The sequence below is a fragment of the Streptomyces sp. NPDC048417 genome, from assembly GCF_040651615.1.
Taxonomy (GTDB): Bacteria; Actinomycetota; Actinomycetes; order Streptomycetales; family Streptomycetaceae; genus Streptomyces.
Genome location: NZ_JBEZKI010000030.1, coordinates 102874 through 126813 on the forward strand (window position 1 = coordinate 102874; position 23940 = coordinate 126813).

Sequence of the window (23940 nt, forward strand, 5' to 3'; positions counted from 1 at the left end):
GAGAACAAGCAGTACGTACTTACGACGGCCCGGGTTGGGCCGTACATGAAGAATCCTGGGGGTCGCCCCCAGACCCCCCAAGTGAAACTTCGGGCCCAACAAGGAGAGCAGGGAACCCAGATGGCGGAGCTCACGATCCGGCCGGAGGAGATCCGGGACGCGCTGGAGAACTTCGTCCAGTCGTACAAGCCGGACGCGGCCTCGCGCGAGGAGGTCGGTACGGTCACCCTTGCCGGCGACGGCATCGCGAAGGTCGAGGGCCTGCCCTCGGCCATGGCCAACGAACTGCTGAAGTTCGAGGACGGCACCCTCGGCCTCGCGCTCAACCTGGAAGAGCGCGAGATCGGCGCCATCGTCCTCGGTGAGTTCAGCGGCATCGAGGAGGGTCAGCCGGTGCAGCGCACCGGTGAGGTCCTCTCCGTCGCGGTGGGCGAGGGCTACCTCGGCCGCGTCGTCGACCCGCTCGGCAACCCGATCGACGGCCTCGGCGAGATCGAGACGTCCGGCCGCCGCGCCCTGGAGCTGCAGGCTCCCGGCGTCATGGCCCGTAAGTCGGTGCACGAGCCGATGGAGACCGGCTACAAGGCCGTCGACGCGATGACCCCGGTCGGCCGCGGCCAGCGCCAGCTGATCATCGGTGACCGTCAGACCGGCAAGACCGCCCTGGCCGTCGACACGATCATCAACCAGCGCGACAACTGGCGCTCGGGCGACCCGAAGAAGCAGGTCCGCTGCGTCTACGTCGCCATCGGCCAGAAGGGCTCGACCATCGCCTCCGTGCGTGGCGCCCTCGAAGAGGCCGGCGCGCTGGAGTACACGACCATCGTCGCCGCCCCGGCGTCCGACCCGGCCGGCTTCAAGTACCTGGCGCCGTACACCGGTTCGGCCATCGGCCAGCACTGGATGTACGACGGCAAGCACGTCCTCATCATCTTCGACGACCTCTCGAAGCAGGCCGACGCCTACCGCGCCGTGTCGCTGCTGCTGCGCCGCCCGCCGGGCCGTGAGGCCTACCCGGGTGACGTCTTCTACCTGCACTCCCGTCTGCTGGAGCGCTGCGCCAAGCTGTCCGACGAGATGGGCGCCGGTTCGATGACCGGTCTGCCGATCGTCGAGACCAAGGCCAACGACGTCTCGGCGTTCATCCCGACCAACGTCATCTCCATCACCGACGGCCAGTGCTTCCTGGAGTCGGACCTGTTCAACGCCGGTCAGCGCCCCGCGCTGAACGTCGGTATCTCCGTCTCCCGAGTCGGTGGTTCCGCGCAGCACAAGGCGATGAAGCAGGTCTCCGGCCGCCTCCGTCTGGACCTCGCCCAGTACCGTGAGCTGGAGGCGTTCGCCGCCTTCGGTTCCGACCTGGACGCCGCGTCGAAGTCGCAGCTGGAGCGTGGTTCCCGACTGGTCGAGCTGCTGAAGCAGGCTCAGTACCAGCCGATGCCGACCGAGGACCAGGTCGTCTCCGTGTGGGCCGGCACCACCGGCAAGATGGACGACGTCCCGGTCTCCGACATCCGCCGCTTCGAGAAGGAGCTCCTTGAGTACCTGCACCGCAAGGAGCAGGGCCTCATGACCTCCATCAAGGAGGGCGGCAAGATGTCGGACGACACCCTCACCGCTGTTGCCGACGCGATCGCCGAGTTCAAGAAGCAGTTCGAGACCTCGGACGGCAAGCTTCTCGGCGAGGACGCCCCGGCCGCGGCCAAGTGACGTAAGGAAGGGACCTGACTCATGGGAGCCCAGCTCCGGGTCTACAAGCGTCGCATCCGATCCGTCACCGCGACCAAGAAGATCACCAAGGCGATGGAGATGATCGCCGCCTCGCGAGTGGTCAAGGCGCAGCGCAAGGTGCGGGCCTCCGCGCCGTACGCGACCGAGCTCACCCGCGCGGTCACGGCGGTCGGTACGGGTTCGAACACCAAGCACCCGCTCACCACGGAGGCGGAGAACCCGACCCGCGCCGCGGTCCTGCTCCTGACGAGCGACCGCGGTCTGGCCGGTGCCTTCAACTCCAACGCCATCAAGGCCGCCGAGCAGCTGACGGAGCGTCTTGAGGCGGAGGGCAAGGAGGTCGACACCTACATCGTCGGCCGCCGCGGTCTGGCCCACTACACGTTCCGCGAGCGCAAGGTCGTGGAGTCGTGGTCGGGCTTCACCGACGAGCCCTCGTACGCGGACGCCAAGAAGGTCGCGGCGCCTCTGATCGAGGCCATCGAGACGGAGACGGCGGACGGCGGTGTGGACGAACTCCACCTCGTCTACACCGAGTTCGTGTCGATGATGACGCAGACGGCGCTTGACGCCCGACTGCTGCCGCTGCGCCTCGAAGAGGTCGCGGAGGAGAGGCCCTCGGGCGAGATCCTTCCGCTGTACGACTTCGAGCCCTCGGCGGAGGACGTCCTCGACGCCCTTCTGCCGCGCTATGTGGAGAGCCGTATCTACAACGCGCTCCTCCAGTCGGCCGCTTCGAAGCACGCCGCCACGCGGCGCGCGATGAAGTCGGCGACCGACAACGCGGGCGAGCTGATCAACACGCTCTCCCGGCTTGCCAACGCGGCCCGCCAGGCCGAAATCACCCAGGAAATCAGCGAGATCGTCGGTGGCGCCAGCGCCCTGGCCGACGCGACCGCGGGGAGTGACCGCTAATGACCACCACTGTTGAGACCGCGACGGCCACGGGCCGCGTCGCCCGGGTCATCGGCCCGGTCGTCGACGTGGAGTTCCCCGTCGACGCGATGCCGGAGATCTACAACGCCCTGCACGTCGAGGTGGCCGACCCGGCCAACGCCGGCGAGAAGAAGATCCTGACCCTGGAGGTCGCCCAGCACCTGGGTGACGGCCTGGTCCGGACGATCTCGATGCAGCCCACCGACGGTCTGGTCCGCCAGGCCCCGGTCACCGACACCGGCGACGGCATCACCGTCCCGGTCGGCGACTTCACCAAGGGCAAGGTGTTCAACACCCTCGGTGAGGTGCTGAACGTCGACGAGCAGTACGAGGGCGAGCGCTGGTCCATCCACCGCAAGGCCCCCAACTTCGACGAGCTCGAGTCGAAGACCGAGATGTTCGAGACCGGCGTCAAGGTCATCGACCTGCTGACCCCGTACGTCAAGGGCGGCAAGATCGGTCTGTTCGGCGGTGCCGGCGTCGGCAAGACGGTGCTCATCCAGGAGATGATCTACCGCGTCGCCAACAACCACGACGGTGTCTCCGTGTTCGCCGGTGTCGGCGAGCGCACGCGTGAGGGCAACGACCTCATCGAGGAGATGGCGGACTCGGGCGTCATCGACAAGACCGCCCTGGTCTTCGGCCAGATGGACGAGCCCCCGGGCACCCGTCTGCGCGTGGCCCTCGCGGGTCTGACCATGGCGGAGTACTTCCGCGATGTGCAGAAGCAGGACGTGCTGTTCTTCATCGACAACATCTTCCGCTTCACGCAGGCCGGTTCCGAGGTCTCGACCCTGCTCGGCCGCATGCCCTCCGCGGTGGGCTACCAGCCGAACCTGGCCGACGAGATGGGTCTCCTCCAGGAGCGCATCACCTCGACCCGCGGTCACTCGATCACCTCGATGCAGGCGATCTACGTCCCCGCGGACGACCTGACCGACCCGGCCCCGGCCACCACCTTCGCCCACCTCGACGCGACGACGGTGCTCTCCCGTCCGATCTCCGAGAAGGGCATCTACCCGGCCGTGGACCCGCTGGACTCCACGTCCCGGATCCTGGACCCGCGCTACATCGCGGCGGACCACTACAACACCGCCATGCGCGTGAAGACGGTCCTCCAGAAGTACAAGGACCTCCAGGACATCATCGCGATCCTCGGTATCGACGAGCTCGGCGAGGAGGACAAGCTCGTCGTCCACCGGGCCCGTCGCGTGGAGCGCTTCCTGTCCCAGAACACCCACGTCGCCAAGCAGTTCACCGGCGTCGACGGGTCGGACGTGCCGCTGGAGGAGTCGATCACCGCGTTCAACGCGATCATCGACGGCGAGTACGACCACTTCCCGGAGCAGGCGTTCTTCCTGTGCGGTGGCATCGAGGACCTCAAGGCCAACGCCAAGGAGCTGGGCGTCTCCTGAACTCGCCTGAGTTCGTGTGAGGGGGCGGGCGCGTCCCGCCCCCTCACTCACGCCCATTAGACTTGTATCCAACACCCGGTGATCGCACCGGGTGGTGACCCGAGGAGCCACCTTTGGCTGCTGAGCTGCATGTCGAGCTGGTCGCCGCCGACCGCCAGGTCTGGTCCGGCGAGGCCACCCTGGTCGTCGCGCGCACCACGTCCGGCGACATCGGCGTCATGCCCGGTCACCAGCCGCTGCTCGGTGTGCTGGAGTCGGGCCCGGTGACCATCCGTACGAGTGAAGGTGGGACGGTCGTCGCCGCGGTGCACGGCGGTTTCATCTCGTTCGCGGACAACAAGCTGTCGCTGCTGGCCGAGATCGCCGAGCTCTCGGACGAGATCGACGTCCAGCGCGCGGAGCGGGAGCTGGAGCGCGCGAAGGCGGAGGGCGACGCCACCGCCGAGCGACGCGCCGACGTCCGTCTGCGGGCGGCGACGTCGCGCTGACACACTGCGCGTATGCGTTGACGTAACTCAGCCGCGGCTGGGGCCGGAGCCATCCGGTCCCAGCCGCGGCTGAGGTAGATCTGGGTCTTTTTACGTTCCATTACCTAGGAGACGAGGAGGTCGGTGCCGATGGTCCTCGCTCTGACTGTGTGCGGAATCGTGGTCGCGCTCGTGGTGGTGGGACTCTTCCTGTTCGGACTGCGGCGCAGACTGATCCAGCGCTCCGGCGGCACCTTCGACTGTTCGCTGCGCTGGGACGTCCCCGAGAAGACGGACACCAGCGGCAAGGGCTGGAGCTACGGTGTCGCCCGCTACAACGGCGACAGCGTCGAGTGGTACCGGGTCTTCTCCTACGCCTACCGGCCCCGCCGGGTCCTGGAACGCGACCGGATCGAGGTGGCCGGCCGCCGCCTCCCGGAGGGCGAGGAGGAACTGGCCCTGCTCTCCGACGCCGTGATCCTCACCTGTGTCCATCGGGGTACCCGCCTCGAACTCGCCATGAGCGACGACGCGCTGACCGGATTCCTCGCGTGGCTGGAAGCGGCCCCGCCCGGACAGCGGGTGAATGTGGCGTAGCCGCATTCACCCGCTGGGTGGGGCCCCCTGATGAAGTCCGGGGGGCCGTCCATGGTGCTCAGGCGCCCTGCTACAGATTCGAGTTGATGGCGCTCACCAGCTCGCCGTCGCTGGTGTCACCACTGAACTCCCAGAAGAACGCGCCGCCGAGACCCTGGGTCTTGGCCCAGCTCATCTTCCCGGCGATCGTCGAGGGAGTGTCGTACGACCACCAGTTGCTGCCGCAGTGCGCGTACGCCGTGCCCGCGACGGTGCCGGTGACCGGGCAGGAGGTCTTGAGCACCTTGTAGTCCTCGATGCCCTGCTCGTAGGTGCCGGGCGCCGGACCGGTGGCCGTACCACCGGGTGCGTCCTGCGTCACGCCCGTCCAGCCGCGGCCGTAGAAGCCGATGCCGATCAGCAGCTTGCTCGCGGGCACGCCCTTCGACTTGAACTTGGCGATCGCGTCGGCCGTGGTGAAGCCGGGCGTCGGGATGCCGGTGTACGTGGTGAGCGGCGAGTGCGGTGCGGTCGGGCCGTCCGCGTCGAAGGCGCCGAAGAAGTCGTACGACATCACGTTGTACCAGTCGACGTACTGGGCGGCGCCCGCGTAGTCCGCGGCGTCGATCTTGCCGCCGGAGGTGCCGTCCGCGGTGGTGGCCGCGGTGACCAGGTTGTTCGAGCCGAACTTGGCGCGCAGCGCGGCCATCAGGTTCTTGTAGGCGGCGGCCCCGCTGGTGTCACAGCTCAGCCCGCAGGCGTTCGGGTACTCCCAGTCGATGTCGATGCCGTCGAAGACATCGGCCCAGCGCGGGTCCTCGACCAGGTTGTAGCAGGAGTCGGCGAACGCGGTCGGGTTGGCCGCGGCCTGGGCGAAGCCGCCGGACCAGGTCCAGCCGCCGAAGGACCACAGGATCTTGATGTTCGGGTACTTGGCCTTCAGCTCGCGCAACTGGTTGAAGTTGCCGGCCAGTGGCTGGTCCCAGGTGTCGGCGACGCCGCTGACCGACTGGTCGGCGGTGTACGTCTTCTGGTAGTCGGCGTAGGCGTCACCGATCGCACACTGGCCGTTGGTCACGTTGCCGAAGGCGTAGTTGATGTGCGTGATCTTCGCCGCGGAGCCGGACGTCACCAGGTTCTTGACCTGGTAGTTGCGGCCGTAGATGCCCCACTCGGTGAAGTAGCCGAGCTTGACCTTGGAGCCGGTGGTCGGGGGAGTGGTCGTCCCGCCGGTGGTGTGTACGGAGACCGCGCCGCTGACCGGACCGGTCTGGTTCGCGGTGTCGCGGGCCTGGACGGTGTAGGAGTAGTCGGTGCCGGCGGTGAGGCCCGTGTCGGTGTACGACGTGGTGGTCACCGTGGAGACGACCTTGCCGTCGCGCAGCACGTCGTAGTTCTTGACGCCCTTGTCGTCGGTGGCGGCGGACCAGCTCAGCTTCACCGAGGTGTCGGTGGTGCCGGACGCGGTCGGGGTGCCGGGCGCGGAGGGCGCCGCGTCACCGGGGACGGTGGTGCCGCCGTCGCAACTGGCGCCGTTGAGCAGACAGTTGCTCGGGGAGCCGGAGCCCGCGCCGTTGAAGCCGAAGGAGACCGAGGCGCCGGGGGCGATGGAGCCGTTGTAGGACTTGTTCTTGGCGGTCCAGTGAGTGCCGGAGGAGGTGACGTCCGCGTCCCAGGCAGAGGTGACCGAGGTCCCGGAGGGGTAGTCCCACTCGACGGTCCAGGAACTGATCGACGTGGTACCGGTGTTCTTGACGGTCCACTGGCCGCCGAAGCCGGTGCCCCAGTCCGAGGTCTTGGTGTAGGTGGCGGTGGCGGTCGTCGCGGCCTGGGCGGGGCCTGCGAGGCCGACCAGGCCGGCCAGCGGGAGCAACAGGGTCGCGAACCCTGCCGCGGCTCTGTGTCTGAAGCGCATCCTGCGCCTCCTATGGGGAGTTGGGGGGCACGACTGAGCCTTCGCGCCCACAGTGCCGCGAGAATAGAAAGGTCTGGACCACCGGTCAATAGGTCTGGACCACTCTGTTGAAAGGGGACTGGATCCCCAACTCCTGCGCCAGCACCGCGGCTTGCACCCGGCTGCGCAGCTCCAGCTTGGCCAGCAACCGGCTGACGTGTGTCTTCACCGTGGCCTCGGCCATGTCGAGGCGGACCCCGATGCCGGCGTTGGACAGCCCCTCACTGAGACACCCCAGCACCTCCCGCTCCCGCCGGGTCAGCGCGTCCAGCACCGTCGGATCGGCCCTCGGCCCGCGCACCGGCCCGGCCGCGAACTCCGCGATCAGCCGCCGGGTGACGGCGGGCGCGATCAGCCCCTCGCCGCCCGCGACCGTGCGCACCGCGGCGATCAGGTCCCGCGCCTCCGTGTTCTTCAGCAGGAACCCGGCCGCACCCGCCCGCAACGCCCCGAAGACGTCCTCGTCGAGGTCGAAGGTGGTCAGCACGAGGACGTCCGCGAGCTCCTCCGCGACGACCTGCCGGGTCGCCGACACCCCGTCCAGGCGCGGCATCTGCACATCCATCAGCACCAGATCGGGCCTCAGCTCCCTGGCCAGCGCCACCGCCTGCTCCCCGTCCGCCGCCTCCCCGACCACTTCCACATCGGGCGCCCTGCGCAGGATGAGGACGAGCCCGGCCCGTACGGCCGACTGGTCCTCGGCGACCAGCACACGGATCATTCGCTCGCTCCTTCACTCGGAGGAAGGGCATGGGGGACCCCCCATGGCCAGCAGCGCGGTCTGTTCGGCGCGCAGCCCGGCGGCCGCGGCGGCGTCCCGGTGGTCGCGGACGATCCAGCCGGTGGCCGCCGGGCCGAAAGCCACGATCCCGGTGACCACCCCGATCAGCAGCGCCTGGGGCACCCGCCACACCGCGAACGGCACCAGCGTCCCGGCCACCGTGAGCAGCCCGGTGGTCCAGGGGATACGGCGGGCCGAGGCGGGCGGGCCGTACAGGACGGCCGCGTACACCAGGTCGGTGAACATCAGGACAGTGGCCAGAGTGCCCTGGGTGACCTGGTCCGCGCAGACGGCGGCGTGCCGGGCAGCAGGGCGGCGCGCGGCGCGGTGCGGCGGGCCAGCTCGCAGCAGGCCGTCACGCACAGGGGGACCAGCACCGGCCAGGGGCCGTCGAAAAGGGTGAGCGGGTAGTCCCGCGAGCGGGTGGCCAGCCCGAGCCCCGCCGGCAGCACTCCGCCGAGCAGGCCGCCGACGGCGACGTACACGTCGAAGCGGTGCGGTCGGGGGAGTCGCGGGCCATGGCTCCATCCAACACGGCCCGCACGGCGTGCGCCTGCACCGTGAGAAGGGTCCCGGACTGCATCCTTCGATGTAGTGCGGGTTCGTCACCACCGACGAGGCGCCGGCCGCCCGGCGCCGGGAGCCTGGAGGAGGAATGACCGAGACCCCGGTGGATCCCCGGTGAGGAGCCAAACCGTGATCGTTGCCCTGATCATCGTCTGCGAAGTGGCCTTCTGGGTGCTGCTCGCGGCCGGGCTGGCCGTCCGGTACCTGCTGAAACGGCGCCGGGCCGGTGTCGTCCTGCTGCTCGCCGAGTCCGTCCTCGAACTCGTGCTGTTCGTGGTCACCGCGGTCGACCTGCGCAACGGCGCCGAACCCGGCTGGGAACACGGCCTGGCCGCGCTCTACATCGGCTTCACCGTCGCCTACGGCCCCTGCACGATCCGCCGGCTGGACGGCCACGCGGCACACCGCCTGGCAGCCGGTGCCCCGGGCTCGCCGAAGCCGTCCCGCCACGGCCTGGCGCGCGCCCGCCACGAGGGCCGCCTGTGGCTGCGTACGGTGCTGATGGCGGCGGTCGCCTGCGCGCTGCTCCAGGCCGCGATCCGGTACGTCGGCGACGGCGACACCTCGTCCCTGCGGGCCTTCCAGTGGGTGGCGCTCAGGGCCGTCGGCCTCCATGGCGTGTTCGCGCTGACGTACCTGGTCTGGCCGAAGAAGCGGCCGGACGGGACGGCGGACTCGGCGAAGCCGGAGTCAGCGCTCCCCGCCGGGGACCCACAGGACGTCGCCGACGTCCTTGTTGGCTGTCCGGGCAAGGATGAACAGTAGGTCCGACAGCCGGTTGAGATAGGTCGCGGTCAGCGGGTTCATGCCGCCGTCCTTTCCTTCGGCGCCATGCGCCTCCAGCGCGGCCCAGGTCGACCGCTCGGCCCGCCGCACGACCGTGCAGGCCTGGTGGAGCAGGGCCGCGCCAGGGGTACCGCCGGGCAGGATGAACGAACGGAGCTTCTCCAGCCGCTCGTTGAAGCGGTCGCAGTCCGCCTCCAGCTTGTCGATGTAGAACTGCTCGACCCGCAGGGGCGGGAACTCGGGGTTCTCCGCCAAGGGCGTGCACAGATCCGCGCCGACGTCGAAGAGGTCGTTCTGCACCCGGGTGAGCACCTTGACGACCTCCTCGTCCAGCCCGCCCAGCGCGATCGCCGTCCCGATCACCGCATTCGCCTCGTTGGCGTCCGCGTACGCCGAGATCCGGACATCGGTCTTGGCGACCCGGCTCATGTCCCCGAGGGCGGTGCTGCCCTGGTCGCCGGTCCTGGTGTAGATGCGCGTCAGATTGACCATACGGCCAGCGTAGTTACGCTCCGGCCGTCCGGAACGCGCGTGTGCCCACCGTCACGGCGAGTGTCGCGAAGGCGACGGCCACCAGCACGCCGTACAGCATGTGGGCGGACGTGTACGTTCCGGCGTACGCGTCGCGCATCGCGTCCACCAGGTAGCGGAACGGGACGAGGTGCGAGAGGACGTCCAGCCACGCGGGGCCCAGCGAGATCGGCAGCATCAGGCCCGAGAGCAGCATCGACGGCATGGTCACCGCGTTGATCATCGGGCCGAACTCCTGCGGGGTGCTCACCCGCATCGCCGCCGCGTACGACAGCGAGCCCAGCGCGACCGTGAGCAGTGCGACGAAGCCGAAGCCGATGAGCACGCCCGGCAGCGGAGCGCGCAGCCCCAGCGGCATCGCGGCCAGGACCAGCAGCACCGCCTGGAAGACGATCACCGTGGCGTCCCGCAGCACCCGGCCGAGCAGCAGGGCCGGCCGGCTGACCGGAGTCACCCGCATCCGCTCCACGACCCCCTGCGCCTTCTCGACGATGACCCCGAAGCCGGCGAAGGCGGCACCGAACAGGCCGAGTTGGAGCAGCAGCCCGGGGACGAGCACCTGCCAGGAGCTGCTCCGGCCGCCCAGGGGCAGCCGGGTCAGCAGCGGACCGAAGAACAGCAGATACAGCAGGGGCATCAGCAGGCCGAAGAGCAGTGCGAGCGGCGAGCGCAGGGACTGACGCAGACAGCGGCCGTAGACCAGCGCGGTATCGCGGACGAAGGTCGTCGGGATCCTCGTCGGGATCCTCATGGGGGTCCTCATCGGGCTCCTATACGGCGAGGGGGGCGGGGTCGGCCGGGGCGGGGCCGCGGCCGGTCACGGCGAGGAAGGTGTCCTGGAGGGAGGCGTCGGGCGAGCCGCCGTGGCGGAGCCTGAGGGCGGCCGGGGTGCCCTCGGCCGCGACCTCGCCGCGGTCGACGATCACCAGCCGGTCGGCCAGGGCGTCCGCCTCGTCCAGGTAGTGGGTGGTGAGGAAGACCGTCGTGCCGTGCTCGTCGCGCAGCCGTCGGACGAGGTCCCACAGACCGGCACGGCTGCCCGGGTCCAGGCCGGTGGTCGGCTCGTCGAGGAACAGCACGCGCGGGCGGTGCGTCAGTGCCAGCGCGATGTCCAGGCGGCGCCGCTGACCCCCGGACAGCGTGGCGATCCTGCGGTCGAGGAGGTCCGCGATCCCCAGGTCGTGCGCCAACTCCTCGGCGCGGACCATCGCCTGGGCCCTCGTCAGCCGGTACAGGCGGCCCTGGGTGACCAGTTCCTCCCGGGCGGCGAGCTGTCCGTCGACGCCGCTCGACTGGGCGACGTAACCGCAGGCGGCGCGCACGCCCGCCGGGTCGGAGGCCAGATCACGGCCCGCCACGGTGGCGCTGCCGCCGGTCGGGGCGAGCAGGGTGGTGAGCATGCGCAGGGTGGTGGTCTTGCCGGCGCCGTTCGGCCCGAGGAAGCCGAGGATCTCGCCCTCGTGGACGGTGAGGTCGATGCCGCGGACCGCCTGTACGGGGCCGCGTTTCGTCTGGAAGGCGCGGGCCAGTCCGGCCGCGCTGATGACTGCTGTCATGGCGCCCAGAAAAACAGAGTCTCTTAAAAGTTGCAATGACCCCAAGATTGCAGGCTGCCCAGAACGGCTAGGATCCGGACATGGCAGAGGGGCTCAGGGAGCGGAAGAAGCGGCAGACCCGGCAGTACATCTCGGACATGGCCACCGGGCTGTTCCTCGAACGCGGCTTCGACGCGGTGACCGTCGCGGAGATCGCGGAAGCCGCCGACGTCTCCGTGAACACCGTCTACAACTACTTCCCGGCCAAGGAGGACCTCTTCCTCGACCGGGCCGCCGGAATGGTGGACCGGCTCTCGCGCTGGGTGCGCGGCCGGGACCCAGGGGAGTCCGCCGCCCGGGCCGTGCTGCGTGAACTGCGTCGCGAGGTCGAGGCGGTGTCGCCGGGCGTCGGCCTGGCCGCGGGCTACGACCGCTTCATGCGTGTGCTGCACGACGCGCCCGCCCTGCGCTCCCGGCTGTGGGGCATGCAGCAGCAGATCCGGGAGCGGCTGGAGCAGGCCCTGCGCGAGGAGGCCGGTGCCTCCGCCGCCGACCCGCTGCCGGCCCTGATCGCGGGTCAGATCGACTGGGCCCATCAGGCCGTCATGGCGGCCATCGGCCGGGCGATGCTCGAAAAGCGCGATCCGCGTGAAGTGTCCAGAGAAGTCCTGGTCCTCCTGGACGACATCGAGGAGCTGTTGAGCGAGAAGGTGCTCAACTACGCGGTACGTGGCCGGGAATGACCCGTGCCGCAGGGTGCGGCTGACAAGACGTGACGGTTGTCTCACGTCCTGAGACCGTGACACGCATTACTTACCGGGTTTCCCGGCCCCTCACGAGCGCTAGGGTCCCGCCCAAGAGGCATACCTAAACAGCGTGTAAGGGGAGCGGAGTGGCACGGAAGCTTGCCGTCATCGGTGCCGGCTTGATGGGTTCCGGCATCGCCCAGGTCGCCGCGCAGGCCGGCTGGGACGTGGTCCTGCGCGACGTCACGGACGAGGCGCTGGACCGTGCCGTCGGGGGCATCCAGGCCTCGTACGACAAGTTCGTGAGCAAGGGGAAGCTGGAGGCGCACGACGCCGACGCCGCCCTGGCCCGGATCACCACGGCCACCGATCTGGACGCGGCCGCCGACGCCGACCTAGTCGTCGAGGCCGTCTTCGAGAAGCTGGAGGTCAAGCACGAGATCTTCCGCGCGCTCGACAAGATCGTGCGGCCGGACGCCGTGCTCGCCTCCAACACCTCCGCCATCCCGATCACCAAGATCGCGGCGGCCACCGAACATCCCGAGCGGGTCGTCGGCGTCCACTTCTTCTCGCCGGTGCCGATGATGCAGCTCGTGGAACTGGTCCGCGGCTACAAGACCAGCGACGAAACCCTCGCCACCGCGCGGGAGTTCGCCGAGTCCGTCGGCAAGACCTGCATCGTCGTCAACCGCGACGTCGCCGGCTTCGTCACGACCCGGCTGATCTCGGCGCTCGTCGTCGAGGCCACCAAGCTGTACGAGTCGGGCGTCGCCACCGCCGAGGACATCGACCTGGCCTGCAAGCTGGGCTTCGGTCACGCCATGGGCCCGCTGGCCACGGCGGACCTCACCGGCGTCGACATCCTGCTGCACGCCACCGGCAACATCTACACCGAGTCGCAGGACGAGAAGTTCGCCCCGCCGGAGCTGATGCGCCGGATGGTTGACGCCGGTGACATCGGGCGCAAGAGCGGGCAGGGCTTCTACACGTACTGAAACATCAGTACGTAGAGCCTCTGAACCGCCTCCGAAAACGCACAAGTCCCGGGAGTTTCACTCTCGGGGGTGAATTCGGTATCGGTTCGCTTACAGATGGCAACCTCTGGCCGTCGAACGCAGTCAGAGGTTGCATCACCGGACATCACTTTCACGGAGTAGGGCACGCACTCTCGGGGAGCGCATATGCACATCAGGGGCGACCACGCCGAGCTGGTCGTCGGGGGCCGCCTCGACGTTCGCAGCGCGGCGGACGCCCGTACGGTCCTGCACTCGGCCGTCGACGACGGAGTCGGCGATCTGGTGCTGGATCTGTCCGAGCTGGACTCCTGGGACGCCACCGGACTCGGGGTGATCATGGGGGCCCACCGGCGGGCCGGCCGCTGCGGCCGCCGCCTGGTGCTGCGCGGTGTACCGCCGCAGATGCAGCGCCTGCTGGTGGCCACCAGGCTGCACCGGATCCTGGCGATCGAGGGGGGTATCGGGGTGGAGTCGCTGCCCCGGGTGTGACACCGGGACCGAGGAGCCGCGCCGGGACCCGGTGTGCGGCGGCGAACGGGTGGGGCACAGTGGGAACCGGGCGACGGGGGTGACCCGGACGGACCGCGCACAAGCGCATGTCAGGCGCAATCCTCACGAGACTGTGATGTCTTGGACGGCGCGGTACCCCGGACTGTCGTAGATACTGTGCGAAGGTTTAGGGTTCGGTCGCCCGCCGCCTTGTCACCCTTCGAGCGCGGGTCCGGACCAGAAGCGACAGCGCGGTGTGCAACAGGCCGGGAGGGGCCCGAATTCACGGCACACGACGCTTTTGGGGGGCTAGGAACCTATGGACCCGATCAATCCGGGACCCGAGGCGTACGGCCAGGACGATGGGGGCAACTCCCGGTCGAGCCTGTTCGAGACTGGGGGAGGCAGCACGCCGCGCCAGCGCCCGCCGAGGGAATCCCTCACCAACGACTTCGGCCAGAGTGTGCCGGCGCTCGTCCGCACGGCGCGCCTGGTCTCCGGCGACTTCCTGCTGACCGTGAACCCGGTCGACGGCAGCGAGATAGAACCCTGCCCGCCGACCGAGCGTCCCGCCAGACCGGAGAAGCGCACCGCCGCCGAACGCGCCGAGTACGAGCGCGCCGCCCGGCCGCCGGTGCCGCCCGGCCCCGCCCAGCCCGAGCTGCCGCTCCTGGAGCGCCAGGACGACCGCGAGCGTCTGGTACGACTCCTCGCCCGCGGCCGCTCCGTCCGCCTCACCGGCCCCTCGGGCTCCGGCCGCACCGCGCTCCTCGACCTGGTCGCCGACGACTGCTCGGACCTCGCCCCCGACGGCGTGGTCCGCCTCAGCGGCTTCCACCGCACGCCCGCGGACCTGCTCCACGATCTCTTCTACGCCGTCTACAAGGCGCCCGCGCACCGCCCCGACCACGACGAGCTCCTCGAACTGGTCCGTGACATCGGCGCGGTCGTCGTCCTCGACGACATCGAGTTCGGCGGTTCCGGGCTCGACGAGCTGATCGACGCCACCCCCGAGTGCGCCTTCCTGATCGGCGCCACCCCGGACGTGCCGGCGCCCGCCGCCGACTCCGCCGTCGAGGAGGTCTTCCTCAGAGGGCTGGAGCGGGCCGGGGGCGTGGACATCCTGGAGCGCGCGGTCGGCCGGGTGCTCAGCGAGGAGGAGGCCAACTGGGCCGGCGACCTCTGGTTCGAGTCGGAGGGCCTGCCGCTGCGATTCGTCCAGGCGGGCGCACTGCTGCGCCAGCGCGACCAACTGCGGGCCAGCACGGGCGCCGTCGACGAGCTCGGCGTCTTCGCCTCCGAGCTGTCCGACATGTCGGTCGATGTGTCCTTCGACGCCGAGGCGACCGACGAGGTCCCGCTGCCGTCCCTCGGCGAGGCCGCCGCGCCCGCGCCGCTGCTCGCCGCCCGCCTCAGCGCCTCCGCCCGCGCCACCCTGCGCTTCGCGGTCGCCCTCGACGGCGAGGTCCCGCACCAGGCCCATCTGCCCGCCCTGGTCGGCGACACCCACGCGGACGCCGCCCTCGGCGAACTGGCGGGCTGCGGACTGGTCTCCCCTGTCGGCTCCCGCTACCGGCTCGCCGCGGGCGTCCAGCAGCAGCTGGAGGCCGCCGGATACGCCGACGGCACCGAGGCCCAGGCCCTCGCCGCCGGCCAGCACTACTCCTGGTGGGCCGGGCACCCCTCGGTCACTCCGGACCGGGTGTGCGCCGAGGCGGACGCGGTCCTCGCCGCCCTCGCGGCCCTCGTGCCCGCCACCGTGCCCCCGGCCGAGGACGAGGAGTCCACGCCGGTACGGCTGGCCCGCACGGCCGCGCCCGCGTTCGCGGCCGGGCTGCACTGGAGCGCCTGGGAACGCGCGCTGCGTGCCGGTGCGGAGGCCGCCCGCCTGGCCGGCGAGGTAGGTGAACAAGCCTATTTCCATCACGAGTTGGGGATACTCGCGCTCTGCGGTGGCCAGCTGGACCGGGCCCGGGCCGAACTGGAGGCCTCCATCGGGCTGCGCGGGGCGCTCTCCGACAAGCGGGGTACGACGGCCGGCCGGCGGGCGCTGGCGCTGGTCGCCGACCGCTCGGGGGAGGTCCTTCCCGGCCTCGCCGCGATGGCGGGCGACGAGATCCCCGACGCCCGCCACGAGGAGTCCATATCCCCGGCGGGCGGCGTCACGACGCCCTTCCCGGCCGTCCACTCCCCGATCTCGGACCCGCTGGTCACCCGCCGCGGCCCGGAGCAGTCGCCGTCGGCCCAGGGCGGGCGCGGTCTGGTCCGCATGGCCCGCCGCAACCTGGTGGCGGTGGGCTCGGGGGTACTCCTCACCGCCGTCCTCGGCACGGTCGTGGGGCTCGGCATGACCTCCCACGACAACGCCGACAACCCGGCCAACAACGTGAGCGTCAACCCGTCGGCGAGCGAGGGCACGGGCGACGGCAGTCTGGGCGCCGACCCCAAGCAGTCGTCGGGCACGGGGGACACGGGCACGGCGACCACCAAACCCACGGACCCCGGCCCCGACGGCACGCTCGGCACGTCGGACGACCCGACGCCGCCGTCGGACGAGGCGACCCCTTCGGACACCCCGACAGGCACGAAGGGCTCGTCGGGTGGCGGTACGACCCACTCGCCGACCAAGTCGCCGAGTCCGACGACGTCGCCTTCGAAGTCGGTCTCACCGAGCCCTTCGAAGTCGTCCGCGTCACCGCCGCCGAGCGAATCGCCGTCGCCCTCGTCGTCGGGCCCGACCGACACCCCCACCACAACCAACTCGGCCAGCGGCCCGTCCACCGACTCCCCGACGGTGACGACGTCGAGCGCATCGGAGGGCACCACCCCCGGCACCTCGACCGTCACAGTGATCTGACCCAGCAACCGCCCACTCCGGTCGGCTCCGCCGCCCCGGTAACCGTCGCTCGGCCCATTTTCCGCCGCGGCGGCGCTCAACCACCATGGTGCGGACCGGCGGTGCCGAACCCGGCTCAGGGCCGGTCCGGCACCGCCGGCCATCGCCGTACGGGCTGAGCGCCGCCGCGGCGCCGACAGAGGGCGGGCAGGGTCGTGCCTGAGGCGGTGGTGGCTGGGGTGGGCAGTGGTGCAGGGGGGACGGTCAGAACAGCCGCAGTTTGTCGTCCTGCACGCCTCGCAGCGCGTCGTAGTCCAGGATCGTGCAGCCGATGCCGCGGTCCGTGGCGAGGACGCGGGCCTGGGGCTTGATCTCCTGGGCCGCGAAGACGCCTCGCACGGGGGCGAGATGAGGGTCCCGGTTCAGCAGGTCCAGGTAGCGGGTGAGCTGTTCCACGCCGTCGATCTCGCCCCGGCGTTTGATCTCGACCGCCACGGTCTGGCCGTCGGCGTCCCGGCACAGGATGTCCACCGGCCCGATCGCCGTCATGTACTCGCGGCGGATCAGGGTGTAGCCCTCGCCGAGCGTCTCGATACGGTCGGCCAGCAGCTCCTGCAGGTGCGCTTCCACGCCGTCCTTGATCAGGCCCGGGTCCACGCCCAACTCGTGCGAGGAGTCGTGCAGGACCTCCTCCATCGTGATGATGAGCTTCTCGCCCGCCTTGTTGATGACGGTCCAGACGCCTTCCTCGTCGCCCGCCCCCTCCTTGAGGGTGCACGGCGGCGACATCCAGTTGAGGGGCTTGTAGGCCCGGTCGTCCGCGTGGATCGAGACGCTGCCGTCCGCCTTGACCAGGATCAGACGGGGAGCCGAGGGAAGGTGGGCGGTGAGCCGGCCGGCATAGTCGACGGAGCACCGGGCGATGACGAGACGCATGGTCGGCAACGCTACTCGAAGCCCCGCCCTCCACGCGATTCGCCCACCCGTCTCCCACCACCACCCTCGACCGAGGCCCTGCGGGCCGCACCTCTTGCCGCCGTCTCCCACCACCACCCTCGACCGAGGCCCTGCGGGCCACATGTCTCGATCCGTCCTCCGACCAGGCCTCCACGACCGGTCCTGACGGGTCGCCTGCACACCCCTGTTCAACCCTGGCCGATTGTGTGCCTAAAGGGACCGTCGCATATACGCAATCTCCTGGTGGGGGCACCGTCCGTTGCCTACCGTAGTAAACGGGAGGTCGCGAAGTGTGTACTCAGCGTGTTCGGTATCGCGAACTCCCTTACCTGTCCGGCAACCCCTGCTGTTCGGGGGTGCGAGAGGAGAACCCATGTCGCTCGACGTCTCACCGGCCCTACTCGAACAGGCCGAGCGAGGCGAGGTCGATGAAGCAGATTTCGTCGACTGCGTCCGGACCTCCCTGCCCTACGCATGGGAGATGATCAGCTCCCTGGTGGCCCAGCTGAAGGTGGACGGCGGAGAGTTCGCCGACAACCAGACGCCCCCGCCGGACGAGCAGGCACGCGGTCAGCTGCTGCGTGCGCTCGCGAGTGACGCCATACGCGGCGCCCTGCAGCGGCACTTCGGTGTGCGGCTGGCCTTCCAGAACTGCCACCGTGTTGCGGTGTTCCCGCTGGACGCCTCGGTAGACGCGAGGCTGGCCCGCTTCACCTCGGTGCGCAGTCAGCTGCTGAACCAGTCCCCGGAGCTCCGGGACTGCTGACGCGGAGCTCCGGTACTGCTGACGCAGTGAGCCGCTTGCTTGCCGCTCCACACGCGGGAGGTGCAATCAGTCACTGGGGCGGCAAGCTCCCCGCGGAGGTGTGAGGTCACCGGAGGTGCGGCAGTACCTCGGCACCCAGCCGTCGTACGTTCTCCTCCGTGGCCGCAAGGTCTCCCGAGCCCTCGGTCAGCAGGGCGAATCGGGAGATGCCGGTCCGCTCGGAGGTCGCCGCGAGCCGGTCGGCACACAGCCGCGGGGTCCCCACCGGGTGCAGTCCGCAGAGCAGTTCGGTGTAGGCGAGCGGGTCGCGCATGGAGCGGAACCGGCCGTCCACCGTCGTATGGGCCTCCAGGCCCTGCTTCAGCCACCCCGGCATCGCCTTCGTCAGCGTCTCCACGGCGTCGGTGCGCCGGTCGGCGATCTGGCAGACGCCGGCGGAGACATGGGCCGCGCCGAGGATCTCCTCGGCGGGCCTTCCGGCCGCCCGCGCGTGCTGTCGCCACAGCGCGACCATCTCGGCCTTCTCCTCGTCCCCGACATGCATCCCGAGCAGCATCGCCAGCCCTCGCTCGGCGGCCAGCCGGACACTCGCCGGAGAGGTGCACGCGATCACCACCTCCGGCCCCGGCGCCTCCGTCAGCGCCTCCGACGGGCGCGGTACGACCGGGACTTCACGGAACGAGAAGCGTGGTCCGGAGGCCGACACGGCCGGTTCGCGCAGCCAGCGCATCAGCAGTTCGAGTGATTCCGGGAAGCCGTGTTCGTACGCCTCGAGTCCGCTGCCGAACACCTCCAGATCCACCCAGGGTCCACCCCGGCCCACGCCGAGCGTGAAGCGGCCGCCGCTCGTCACGTGCAGCAGTGCGGCCTGTTCGCCGAGCGCCACCGGGTGGACCGTGGGCAGTACACTCACCGCCGTGCCGACCCTGAGACGCCTGGTGCGGCCCAGCAGTAAAGCCGCCAGCGTGACCGCGGACGGGCACGTGCCGTACGGCACGAAGTGGTGCTCGGCCAGCCAGACCGCGTCCAAGCCGGCCTCCTCGGCCACCTCCGCCGTGCGCACCGCCCGGTGCAGGGCCTCCCCCTGGCCCTGGCCCGGGAACTGGGCCGCCAGCACAAAACTTCCTACGCGCATCGCATTTTCCTGCTTTCCTGGCTCCTACCCGGAGCTCCCCCACCCGGCATAACCGTCTGACACGTGCCGAGGACACGGGCTGGCGAAGAGATTTGCGGATTGTCTGGAGAATGGGTCGCCCTGGAGGGGGACTTGTACGGGTTGGTGCCCTACGCGTACCCCCGCGCGCGCGTCGTAGGCTGGACACAGCCCTTGCTTCCTGTATAGCCCCGAGAGGTGTCCCGTGTCCCCGCGTCGCAACCGACCCCAGGGCCCGAATGGAGCCTCCTCCTCCGGACAGAGCTCCGGACAGAGCTCCGGCCGGAGCGCCGAGGACGACCGCGCGGACCGGTACGGCGGCTGGCAGTCCAGCGAGAGCTGGCAGGGCGAGGAGTGGAGCGTGCGTCATGTCGCGGGCGCCAGCGCGGTCGGCAAGACGTACCGCTGCCCGGGCTGCGACCAGGTGATTCCCTCCGGTGTCCCGCATGTCGTGGCCTGGCCGGAGCACTCGGGCGTCGACGAGCGCCGGCACTGGCACAAGGCCTGCTGGAACGCGAAGGACCGCCGCACCACGCGGGTGCAGCGGTCCCGTAACGCGCCGAGGTTCTAGCGAGAAATCACACGTCCCGCTTCTCCAGCAGCGCGTAGGCGCCGGCGAAGGCGACGGCCGTCACGCCGAGGATGATCCACAGCGGGTCCCAGCCCGAAGGGCCGGAATCGCTGAGGGAGTTGGAGTAGAAGACGCTCAGCTGGTTCGGGATCGAGTACTCGAACAGGGCCGTGCGCACCTTCTCCAGCGACTGCGAGAACATGAACAGCGCGATCACCAGCGGGGCGAGCACCGCGCCGATCATGATGGTGATGGCGCCCGCCGAGTGCCGGATGATCGAGCCGATGATCAGCGAGAGCAGCCCGAGCAGCGCGATGTAGAGACTGACGCCGAAGGTGCCCTTCAGCCATTCCCCGCCGGTCGGCCTCCGGGCCACGTCGCTCAGCATCGACACCTGTGTCATGGCCACGAACGCGCTGGCCGCGAGGGTGATCACGAACGCGAGCGTGAAGAAGACGATCGCCTTCGCGGCGAGAATCCGCGCGCGGGAGGGGCAGGCCACCATCGTCGTACGGATCATTCCGGTGCCGTACTCGGAGGCCGTGGTCAGCACGCCCAGCGTGATGATGCACATGCTGCCGAGCAGCAGCCCGAAGAAGCCGAGCGACAGCGCGTTCTCGCCGGACAGGTCGTCCGACGAGGAGGAGTTGCTGACCACCGCGCCAGCCAGCAGGCCGATGCCGACGACGAGGAGAACGAAGACGCCGAGCGTCCAGATCGTCGAGCGCACCGAGCGGATCTTCGTCCACTCCGAGGCGATGGCGTGCCCGAGGTGAGTGCGCACCACCGGGATCGGCGAGGTGTAACCGGCGTACGGACCGCCGGGCGCCGCCTGCCAGTCGGGCGCGGCCGGGACTGCCTGTGGCATCGGGGGCTGGTGGGTGCTCATCGGGCGTCCTCGGGCTTGGTCAGGTCGGCGGGGGCGGAGGCGGGCGCGGGCGCGGGAGCCGGCTGTGACGATTCAGCAGGCGCCGAGGCCGGCGCGGAGTAGGGGTTGGGAGCGGCCTGGGGAGCCCCGTAGGGGGCCTGCGGGGCGCCGTACGCGTCTGCGGGCGCCCCCTGCGCGCCGTACGGGCCCGCGAACGGCTGGCCGCCCTGCTGGGGCGGCGGCGGGGCGTACCAGCCCGGCTGGCCCTGCCCGGGCACCGGCATCGGCGGCTGCGCGCCGGGCGGCAGCGGCTGCTGGAGGCCGGCCTTCTGGTCGACGGTGGAGCGGTAGTCCACGGCGCCCTGCGTCATCCGCATGTACGCCTCTTCGAGCGAGGCCTGGTGCGGCGAGAGCTCCCACAGCCGTACGTCCGCCTCGTGCGCGAGGTCGCTGATCTGCGGCAGCGGCAGGCCGGTCACCCGCAGCGCGCCGTCCTGCTCGGGCATGACATGGCCGCCGGCCTCGGTCAGCGCCGAGCTGAGCTTCTCGCGCAGCTGCGGCTCGGTGTCCGGGGTGCGCACCCGCGCGAAGTCGGCGGAGTTGGCCGAGATGAAGTCCGTCACGCTCATGTCGGCGAGCAGCTGGCCGCGCCCGATGACGATGAGGTGGTCGGCGGTCAGCGCCATCTCACTCATCAGATGGGAGGAGACGAAGACCGTACGGCCCTCGGCGGCGAGGGACCTCATCAGGTTGCGCACCCAGAGGATGCCCTCGGGGTCGAGGCCGTTGACCGGCTCGTCGAAGAGCAGCACCTGGGGGTCGCCGAGCAGTGCGGCGGCGATGCCGAGGCGCTGGCCCATACCGAGCGAGAAGCCCTTGGAACGCTTTCCGGCCACGTCCTGGAGGCCGACCACCCCGAGCACCTCGTCGACCCGGCGGGCCGGGATGGCGGACAGCTGGGCCAGGGAGAGCAGGTGGTTGCGGGCGGACCGGCCGCCGTGCACCGCCTTGGCGTCGAGCAGTGCGCCGACCTGGCGAGCGGCGTTGGGCAGCCTGCGGTAGGGGTAGCCGCCGATCGTCACCGCGCCCGCGGTCGGGTTGTCCAGACCCAGGATCATCCGCATGGTCGTCGACTTGCCCGAGCCGTTGGGTCCGAGGAAGCCGGTGACGGCGCCGGGCCGTACCTGGAAGGAAAGGTTGTACACGGCGGTCTTGTCGCCGTAGCGCTTGGTCAGGCCGACAGCCTCGATCATGCTCCGCACCCATCGAAAGGATCAGGACAGCAGGGCAGACGCCCCCGTAAGGGTTAGGAGGATATCCGGGCGCTGACGGTTCCCATCAAGAGCTGGCAAAGCCGGTCCGTATCGGTCCGGTCACTGGGCATCCCTTTTCTTCAGCAGGACATACCCGCCGGCGAGCGCGGCGACCACCCACAGCCCCATGATCCCGAGTCCGCCCCAGGGCCCGTACGGGACGTCGTCGCCGGCTCTCGGCACCACCTGCATGATGTGGCCGCCCGCCTGGTCCGGCAGGAACCGGCCGATCTTCTTGGTCGCGTCGACGTTGCCGAGGATGTTGGAGATCAGGAAGAAGAACGGCATCAGGATGCCGAGCGACAGCATCGGCGAGCGCAGCATCACGGCCACGCCCATGGAGAACATCGCGATGAGCGTCATGTAGAGCCCGCCGCCGATGACCGCGCGCAGCACCCCGGTGTCGCCGAGGTGGGCCCGGTGGGAGCCGAGCATGGCCTGCCCGAGGAAGAACGCGGCGAAGCCGGTCACCATGCCGACGACCAGCGCCAGGCCCGTCGCCACCGCGATCTTGCTGAAGAGGAAGGTGGCGCGCCGCGGTACGGCGGCCAGCGAGGTGCGGATCATGCCGGTGCTGTACTCGTTCGACACCACCAGCACTCCGAACACGATCATCGCGAGCTGTCCGAGGGTCAGCCCGGCGAAGCTGATGTTCGTCGGGTCGAAGGAGAGCCGTTCCCGCGCGGGCATGTTGCCGAACTGGCTGTTGGCCAGCGCGGAGAGCAGCATCCCGAGGGCCACGCTGACGACCACGGCGAGGGACAGCGTCCACACCGTCGAGGAGACCGACCGGATCTTGGTCCACTCGGACCGTACGACCTGAGTGACGACCGCCATCACGCCCCCTTGTCCCAGCCGGAACCCCAGGCCCGCGGCACCGGGGCCGAGTCGGCGTGCGCGTGGTACTCCACGGACTCCGCCGTCAACTGCATGAACGCCTCTTCCAGCGAGGCCTGCTGGATGCTCAGCTCGTGCAGCACGATCCCGTGCTGCGCGGCCAGTTCCCCGATCGGCTCGGCCTTCGCGCCCTCCACCTCCAGGGCCCCGGTCCCCGTCTCCACGACGGTGATCCCGGCCCCGTGCAGCACATCGAGCAGCCGCTCGCGCTGGGGGGAGCGGATCCGGACGTACGACCGCGAGTTCGTCCGGATGAAGTCCGCCATGGAGGTGTCGGCGAGCAGCCGTCCCTGCCCGATGACGACGAGGTGATCGGCGGTCAGCGCCATCTCGCTCATCAGATGGGAGGAGACGAACACGGTCCGGCCCTGGGCGGCCAGCGACTTCATCAGATTCCGGATCCAGTGGATCCCTTCCGGGTCGAGCCCGTTCACCGGCTCGTCGAACATCAGGATCCGCGGATCCCCCAGCAGGGCCCCGGCGATCCCGAGCCGTTGTCCCATGCCCAGCGAGAACCCCTTGGCCTTCTTCCGCGCCACCGCCGTGAGCCCGACGGTGTCCAGCACCTCGGCCACCCGGCGCTTCGGAATCCCGTTGCTCTGCGCGAGGCACAGCAGATGGTTGAAGGCACTGCGCCCACCGTGCACGGCCTTGGCGTCGAGCAGCGCCCCCATGTAGGTCAGCGGGTCCTTGAGTTGCGCGTACCGCTTGCCGTCGATCCGCACGTGGCCGGCCGTGGGGTGGTCGAGCCCGAGGATCATCCGCATCGTGGTGGACTTGCCGGCGCCGTTGGGTCCGAGGAACCCGGTCACGATGCCGGGCCGTACGGCGAAGGTGAGGTCATCGACCGCGGTCTTGTCGCCGTAGCGCTTGGTCAGGCCCGCCAGCTCGATCATGCGGCCACGCTAAGACCGGCGTACGGGGGCTGCCACCGGAAGGGGCGGGCCGGGGGAGCGCCGTCTTCGGGTGCGGCGCCGTGGGGGCTGGTCGCGCAGTTCCCCGCGCCCCTGAAGGGGCGCCAGGTGCCCGCCCCTGAAAGGGGCGCGGGG

General features: G+C 70.1%; 23 protein-coding genes and 1 pseudogene. 12 read left to right on the plus strand and 12 right to left on the minus strand.

Annotated elements, in window-relative coordinates:
- Positions 1–120 precede the first annotated feature (120 nt).
- The 5 genes from atpA to AB0D59_RS38440 all read left to right on the plus strand — a co-directional run bounded on the left by atpA (position 121) and on the right by AB0D59_RS38440 (position 5146).
- Positions 121–1710, plus strand: coding sequence for a F0F1 ATP synthase subunit alpha (atpA, locus tag AB0D59_RS38420; RefSeq protein WP_351710504.1), 1590 nt, complete (start codon positions 121–123; stop codon positions 1708–1710).
- A gap of 21 nt (positions 1711–1731) precedes the next feature.
- Positions 1732–2646 (plus strand): F0F1 ATP synthase subunit gamma, encoded by a 915-nt coding sequence (locus AB0D59_RS38425; RefSeq protein ID WP_362575530.1) that lies wholly within the window; start codon positions 1732–1734, stop codon positions 2644–2646.
- Positions 2646–4082 carry a F0F1 ATP synthase subunit beta gene (gene atpD, locus AB0D59_RS38430; protein ID WP_362575532.1) on the plus strand — a complete coding sequence of 479 codons (1437 nt, stop codon included), beginning with the start codon at positions 2646–2648 and terminating at the stop codon, positions 4080–4082. Before AB0D59_RS38425 ends, atpD begins: the two co-directional genes overlap by 1 nt.
- A gap of 113 nt (positions 4083–4195) precedes the next feature.
- Entirely contained in the window at positions 4196–4570 is a 375-nt protein-coding gene (locus tag AB0D59_RS38435) for a F0F1 ATP synthase subunit epsilon (protein ID WP_351710510.1), read from the plus strand.
- Between the two features lie 129 nt (positions 4571–4699).
- Positions 4700–5146 (plus strand): DUF2550 domain-containing protein, encoded by a 447-nt coding sequence (locus AB0D59_RS38440; protein WP_351710512.1) that lies wholly within the window; start codon positions 4700–4702, stop codon positions 5144–5146.
- 70 nt (positions 5147–5216) lie between these two features.
- On the opposite strand, the gene AB0D59_RS38445 is transcribed toward AB0D59_RS38440, so the two are convergent.
- The 3 genes and pseudogenes from AB0D59_RS38445 to AB0D59_RS38455 form a co-directional block, all read right to left on the minus strand.
- Positions 5217–7040 (minus strand): glycoside hydrolase family 18 chitinase, encoded by a 1824-nt coding sequence (locus AB0D59_RS38445; RefSeq protein ID WP_362575534.1) that lies wholly within the window; start codon positions 7038–7040, stop codon positions 5217–5219.
- A gap of 85 nt (positions 7041–7125) precedes the next feature.
- Entirely contained in the window at positions 7126–7800 is a 675-nt protein-coding gene (locus tag AB0D59_RS38450) for a response regulator transcription factor (protein ID WP_362575536.1), read from the minus strand.
- A 45-nt stretch (positions 7801–7845) separates the two neighbouring features.
- Positions 7846–8380: pseudogene (locus tag AB0D59_RS38455) on the minus strand (two-component sensor histidine kinase); the annotation flags it as partial.
- A gap of 176 nt (positions 8381–8556) precedes the next feature.
- Between AB0D59_RS38455 and AB0D59_RS38460 the strand changes: the two are divergent.
- A complete protein-coding gene (locus tag AB0D59_RS38460) occupies positions 8557–9192 on the plus strand; it encodes a hypothetical protein (protein WP_362575538.1) in 636 nt (211 codons plus the stop codon).
- On the opposite strand, the gene AB0D59_RS38465 is transcribed toward AB0D59_RS38460, so the two are convergent.
- Genes AB0D59_RS38465 through AB0D59_RS38475 form a run of 3 tightly spaced genes read right to left on the minus strand, consistent with a single transcriptional unit; the run spans position 9118 to position 11300 of the window.
- On the minus strand, positions 9118–9705 hold the full coding sequence (locus AB0D59_RS38465) for a cob(I)yrinic acid a,c-diamide adenosyltransferase (RefSeq protein ID WP_362575540.1): 588 nt from the start codon (positions 9703–9705) through the stop codon (positions 9118–9120). The two genes, AB0D59_RS38460 and AB0D59_RS38465, sit on opposite strands and share 75 nt — an antisense overlap.
- 13 nt (positions 9706–9718) lie before the next feature.
- Complete coding sequence (locus tag AB0D59_RS38470) at positions 9719–10495, minus strand: ABC transporter permease (protein ID WP_362575542.1); 777 nt, start codon at positions 10493–10495, stop codon at positions 9719–9721.
- 19 nt (positions 10496–10514) lie between these two features.
- Positions 10515–11300, minus strand: coding sequence for an ATP-binding cassette domain-containing protein (locus AB0D59_RS38475; protein WP_362575544.1), 786 nt, complete (start codon positions 11298–11300; stop codon positions 10515–10517).
- An 80-nt stretch (positions 11301–11380) separates the two neighbouring features.
- On the opposite strand from AB0D59_RS38475, the gene AB0D59_RS38480 reads away from it, so the two are divergent.
- The 4 genes from AB0D59_RS38480 (at position 11381) to AB0D59_RS38495 (ending at position 16387) form a co-directional block, all read left to right on the plus strand.
- On the plus strand, positions 11381–12022 hold the full coding sequence (locus AB0D59_RS38480) for a helix-turn-helix domain-containing protein (RefSeq protein ID WP_362575546.1): 642 nt from the start codon (positions 11381–11383) through the stop codon (positions 12020–12022).
- Positions 12023–12171: 149 nt separating this feature from the next.
- Positions 12172–13020, plus strand: coding sequence for a 3-hydroxyacyl-CoA dehydrogenase family protein (locus AB0D59_RS38485; protein WP_362575548.1), 849 nt, complete (start codon positions 12172–12174; stop codon positions 13018–13020).
- A gap of 186 nt (positions 13021–13206) precedes the next feature.
- The gene (locus AB0D59_RS38490) at positions 13207–13530 is read left to right on the plus strand and encodes an STAS domain-containing protein (protein ID WP_186284954.1); all 324 of its coding nucleotides are present in this window, start codon (positions 13207–13209) and stop codon (positions 13528–13530) included.
- 319 nt (positions 13531–13849) lie between these two features.
- The gene (locus tag AB0D59_RS38495) at positions 13850–16387 is read left to right on the plus strand and encodes an ATP-binding protein (RefSeq protein WP_362575550.1); all 2538 of its coding nucleotides are present in this window, start codon (positions 13850–13852) and stop codon (positions 16385–16387) included.
- Positions 16388–16630: 243 nt separating this feature from the next.
- Here the strand turns inward: AB0D59_RS38495 and nucS are convergent, their stop codons facing one another.
- Positions 16631–17302, minus strand: a complete 672-nt coding sequence (gene nucS, locus AB0D59_RS38500) for an endonuclease NucS (RefSeq protein WP_362575552.1) — start codon at positions 17300–17302, stop codon at positions 16631–16633.
- 394 nt (positions 17303–17696) lie between these two features.
- Here nucS and AB0D59_RS38505 point away from each other — a divergent pair, with 394 nt between their 5' ends.
- Positions 17697–18089 carry an SCO5389 family protein gene (locus AB0D59_RS38505; RefSeq protein WP_362575554.1) on the plus strand — a complete coding sequence of 131 codons (393 nt, stop codon included), beginning with the start codon at positions 17697–17699 and terminating at the stop codon, positions 18087–18089.
- Positions 18090–18195: 106 nt separating this feature from the next.
- Here AB0D59_RS38505 and AB0D59_RS38510 read toward each other — a convergent pair whose 3' ends face one another.
- Positions 18196–19224 carry an LLM class flavin-dependent oxidoreductase gene (locus AB0D59_RS38510; RefSeq protein WP_362575556.1) on the minus strand — a complete coding sequence of 343 codons (1029 nt, stop codon included), beginning with the start codon at positions 19222–19224 and terminating at the stop codon, positions 18196–18198.
- Between the two features lie 223 nt (positions 19225–19447).
- Here AB0D59_RS38510 and AB0D59_RS38515 point away from each other — a divergent pair, with 223 nt between their 5' ends.
- Positions 19448–19813, plus strand: a complete 366-nt coding sequence (locus tag AB0D59_RS38515; protein WP_362575557.1) for an ATP/GTP-binding protein — start codon at positions 19448–19450, stop codon at positions 19811–19813.
- Between the two features lie 7 nt (positions 19814–19820).
- Here the strand turns inward: AB0D59_RS38515 and AB0D59_RS38520 are convergent, their stop codons facing one another.
- The 4 genes from AB0D59_RS38520 to AB0D59_RS38535 all read right to left on the minus strand — a co-directional run bounded on the left by AB0D59_RS38520 (position 19821) and on the right by AB0D59_RS38535 (position 23787).
- Entirely contained in the window at positions 19821–20702 is an 882-nt protein-coding gene (locus tag AB0D59_RS38520; protein WP_362575559.1) for an ABC transporter permease, read from the minus strand.
- Positions 20699–21934 (minus strand): ABC transporter ATP-binding protein, encoded by a 1236-nt coding sequence (locus AB0D59_RS38525; protein WP_362575561.1) that lies wholly within the window; start codon positions 21932–21934, stop codon positions 20699–20701. Before AB0D59_RS38525 ends, AB0D59_RS38520 begins: the two co-directional genes overlap by 4 nt.
- Positions 21935–22054: 120 nt before the next feature.
- Positions 22055–22831 (minus strand): ABC transporter permease, encoded by a 777-nt coding sequence (locus tag AB0D59_RS38530; RefSeq protein ID WP_362575563.1) that lies wholly within the window; start codon positions 22829–22831, stop codon positions 22055–22057.
- Positions 22831–23787, minus strand: coding sequence for an ABC transporter ATP-binding protein (locus tag AB0D59_RS38535; protein WP_362575565.1), 957 nt, complete (start codon positions 23785–23787; stop codon positions 22831–22833). The genes AB0D59_RS38530 and AB0D59_RS38535 overlap by 1 nt, the downstream gene beginning before the upstream one ends.
- Positions 23788–23940 lie beyond the last annotated feature (153 nt).

What these genes read in the sequence shown, in the direction of transcription:
- AB0D59_RS38480 (WP_362575546.1), top strand. Translation starts at nt 11,381, where the DNA reads ATGGCAGAGGGGCTCAGGGAGCGGAAGAAGCGGCAGACCCGGCAGTAC.
- AB0D59_RS38530 (WP_362575563.1), bottom strand. Translation starts at nt 22,831, where the DNA reads ATGGCGGTCGTCACTCAGGTCGTACGGTCCGAGTGGACCAAGATCCGG.
- atpD (WP_362575532.1), top strand. Translation starts at nt 2,646, where the DNA reads ATGACCACCACTGTTGAGACCGCGACGGCCACGGGCCGCGTCGCCCGG.
- atpA (WP_351710504.1), top strand. Translation starts at nt 121, where the DNA reads ATGGCGGAGCTCACGATCCGGCCGGAGGAGATCCGGGACGCGCTGGAG.
- AB0D59_RS38505 (WP_362575554.1), top strand. Translation starts at nt 17,697, where the DNA reads ATGTCGCTCGACGTCTCACCGGCCCTACTCGAACAGGCCGAGCGAGGC.
- AB0D59_RS38535 (WP_362575565.1), bottom strand. Translation starts at nt 23,787, where the DNA reads ATGATCGAGCTGGCGGGCCTGACCAAGCGCTACGGCGACAAGACCGCG.
- AB0D59_RS38425 (WP_362575530.1), top strand. Translation starts at nt 1,732, where the DNA reads ATGGGAGCCCAGCTCCGGGTCTACAAGCGTCGCATCCGATCCGTCACC.
- AB0D59_RS38440 (WP_351710512.1), top strand. Translation starts at nt 4,700, where the DNA reads ATGGTCCTCGCTCTGACTGTGTGCGGAATCGTGGTCGCGCTCGTGGTG.
- AB0D59_RS38495 (WP_362575550.1), top strand. Translation starts at nt 13,850, where the DNA reads ATGGACCCGATCAATCCGGGACCCGAGGCGTACGGCCAGGACGATGGG.
- AB0D59_RS38525 (WP_362575561.1), bottom strand. Translation starts at nt 21,934, where the DNA reads ATGATCGAGGCTGTCGGCCTGACCAAGCGCTACGGCGACAAGACCGCC.
- AB0D59_RS38450 (WP_362575536.1), bottom strand. Translation starts at nt 7,800, where the DNA reads ATGATCCGTGTGCTGGTCGCCGAGGACCAGTCGGCCGTACGGGCCGGG.
- AB0D59_RS38475 (WP_362575544.1), bottom strand. Translation starts at nt 11,300, where the DNA reads ATGACAGCAGTCATCAGCGCGGCCGGACTGGCCCGCGCCTTCCAGACG.
- nucS (WP_362575552.1), bottom strand. Translation starts at nt 17,302, where the DNA reads ATGCGTCTCGTCATCGCCCGGTGCTCCGTCGACTATGCCGGCCGGCTC.
- AB0D59_RS38470 (WP_362575542.1), bottom strand. Translation starts at nt 10,495, where the DNA reads ATGAGGATCCCGACGAGGATCCCGACGACCTTCGTCCGCGATACCGCG.
- AB0D59_RS38465 (WP_362575540.1), bottom strand. Translation starts at nt 9,705, where the DNA reads ATGGTCAATCTGACGCGCATCTACACCAGGACCGGCGACCAGGGCAGC.
- AB0D59_RS38445 (WP_362575534.1), bottom strand. Translation starts at nt 7,040, where the DNA reads ATGCGCTTCAGACACAGAGCCGCGGCAGGGTTCGCGACCCTGTTGCTC.
- AB0D59_RS38510 (WP_362575556.1), bottom strand. Translation starts at nt 19,224, where the DNA reads ATGCGCGTAGGAAGTTTTGTGCTGGCGGCCCAGTTCCCGGGCCAGGGC.
- AB0D59_RS38520 (WP_362575559.1), bottom strand. Translation starts at nt 20,702, where the DNA reads ATGAGCACCCACCAGCCCCCGATGCCACAGGCAGTCCCGGCCGCGCCC.
- AB0D59_RS38490 (WP_186284954.1), top strand. Translation starts at nt 13,207, where the DNA reads ATGCACATCAGGGGCGACCACGCCGAGCTGGTCGTCGGGGGCCGCCTC.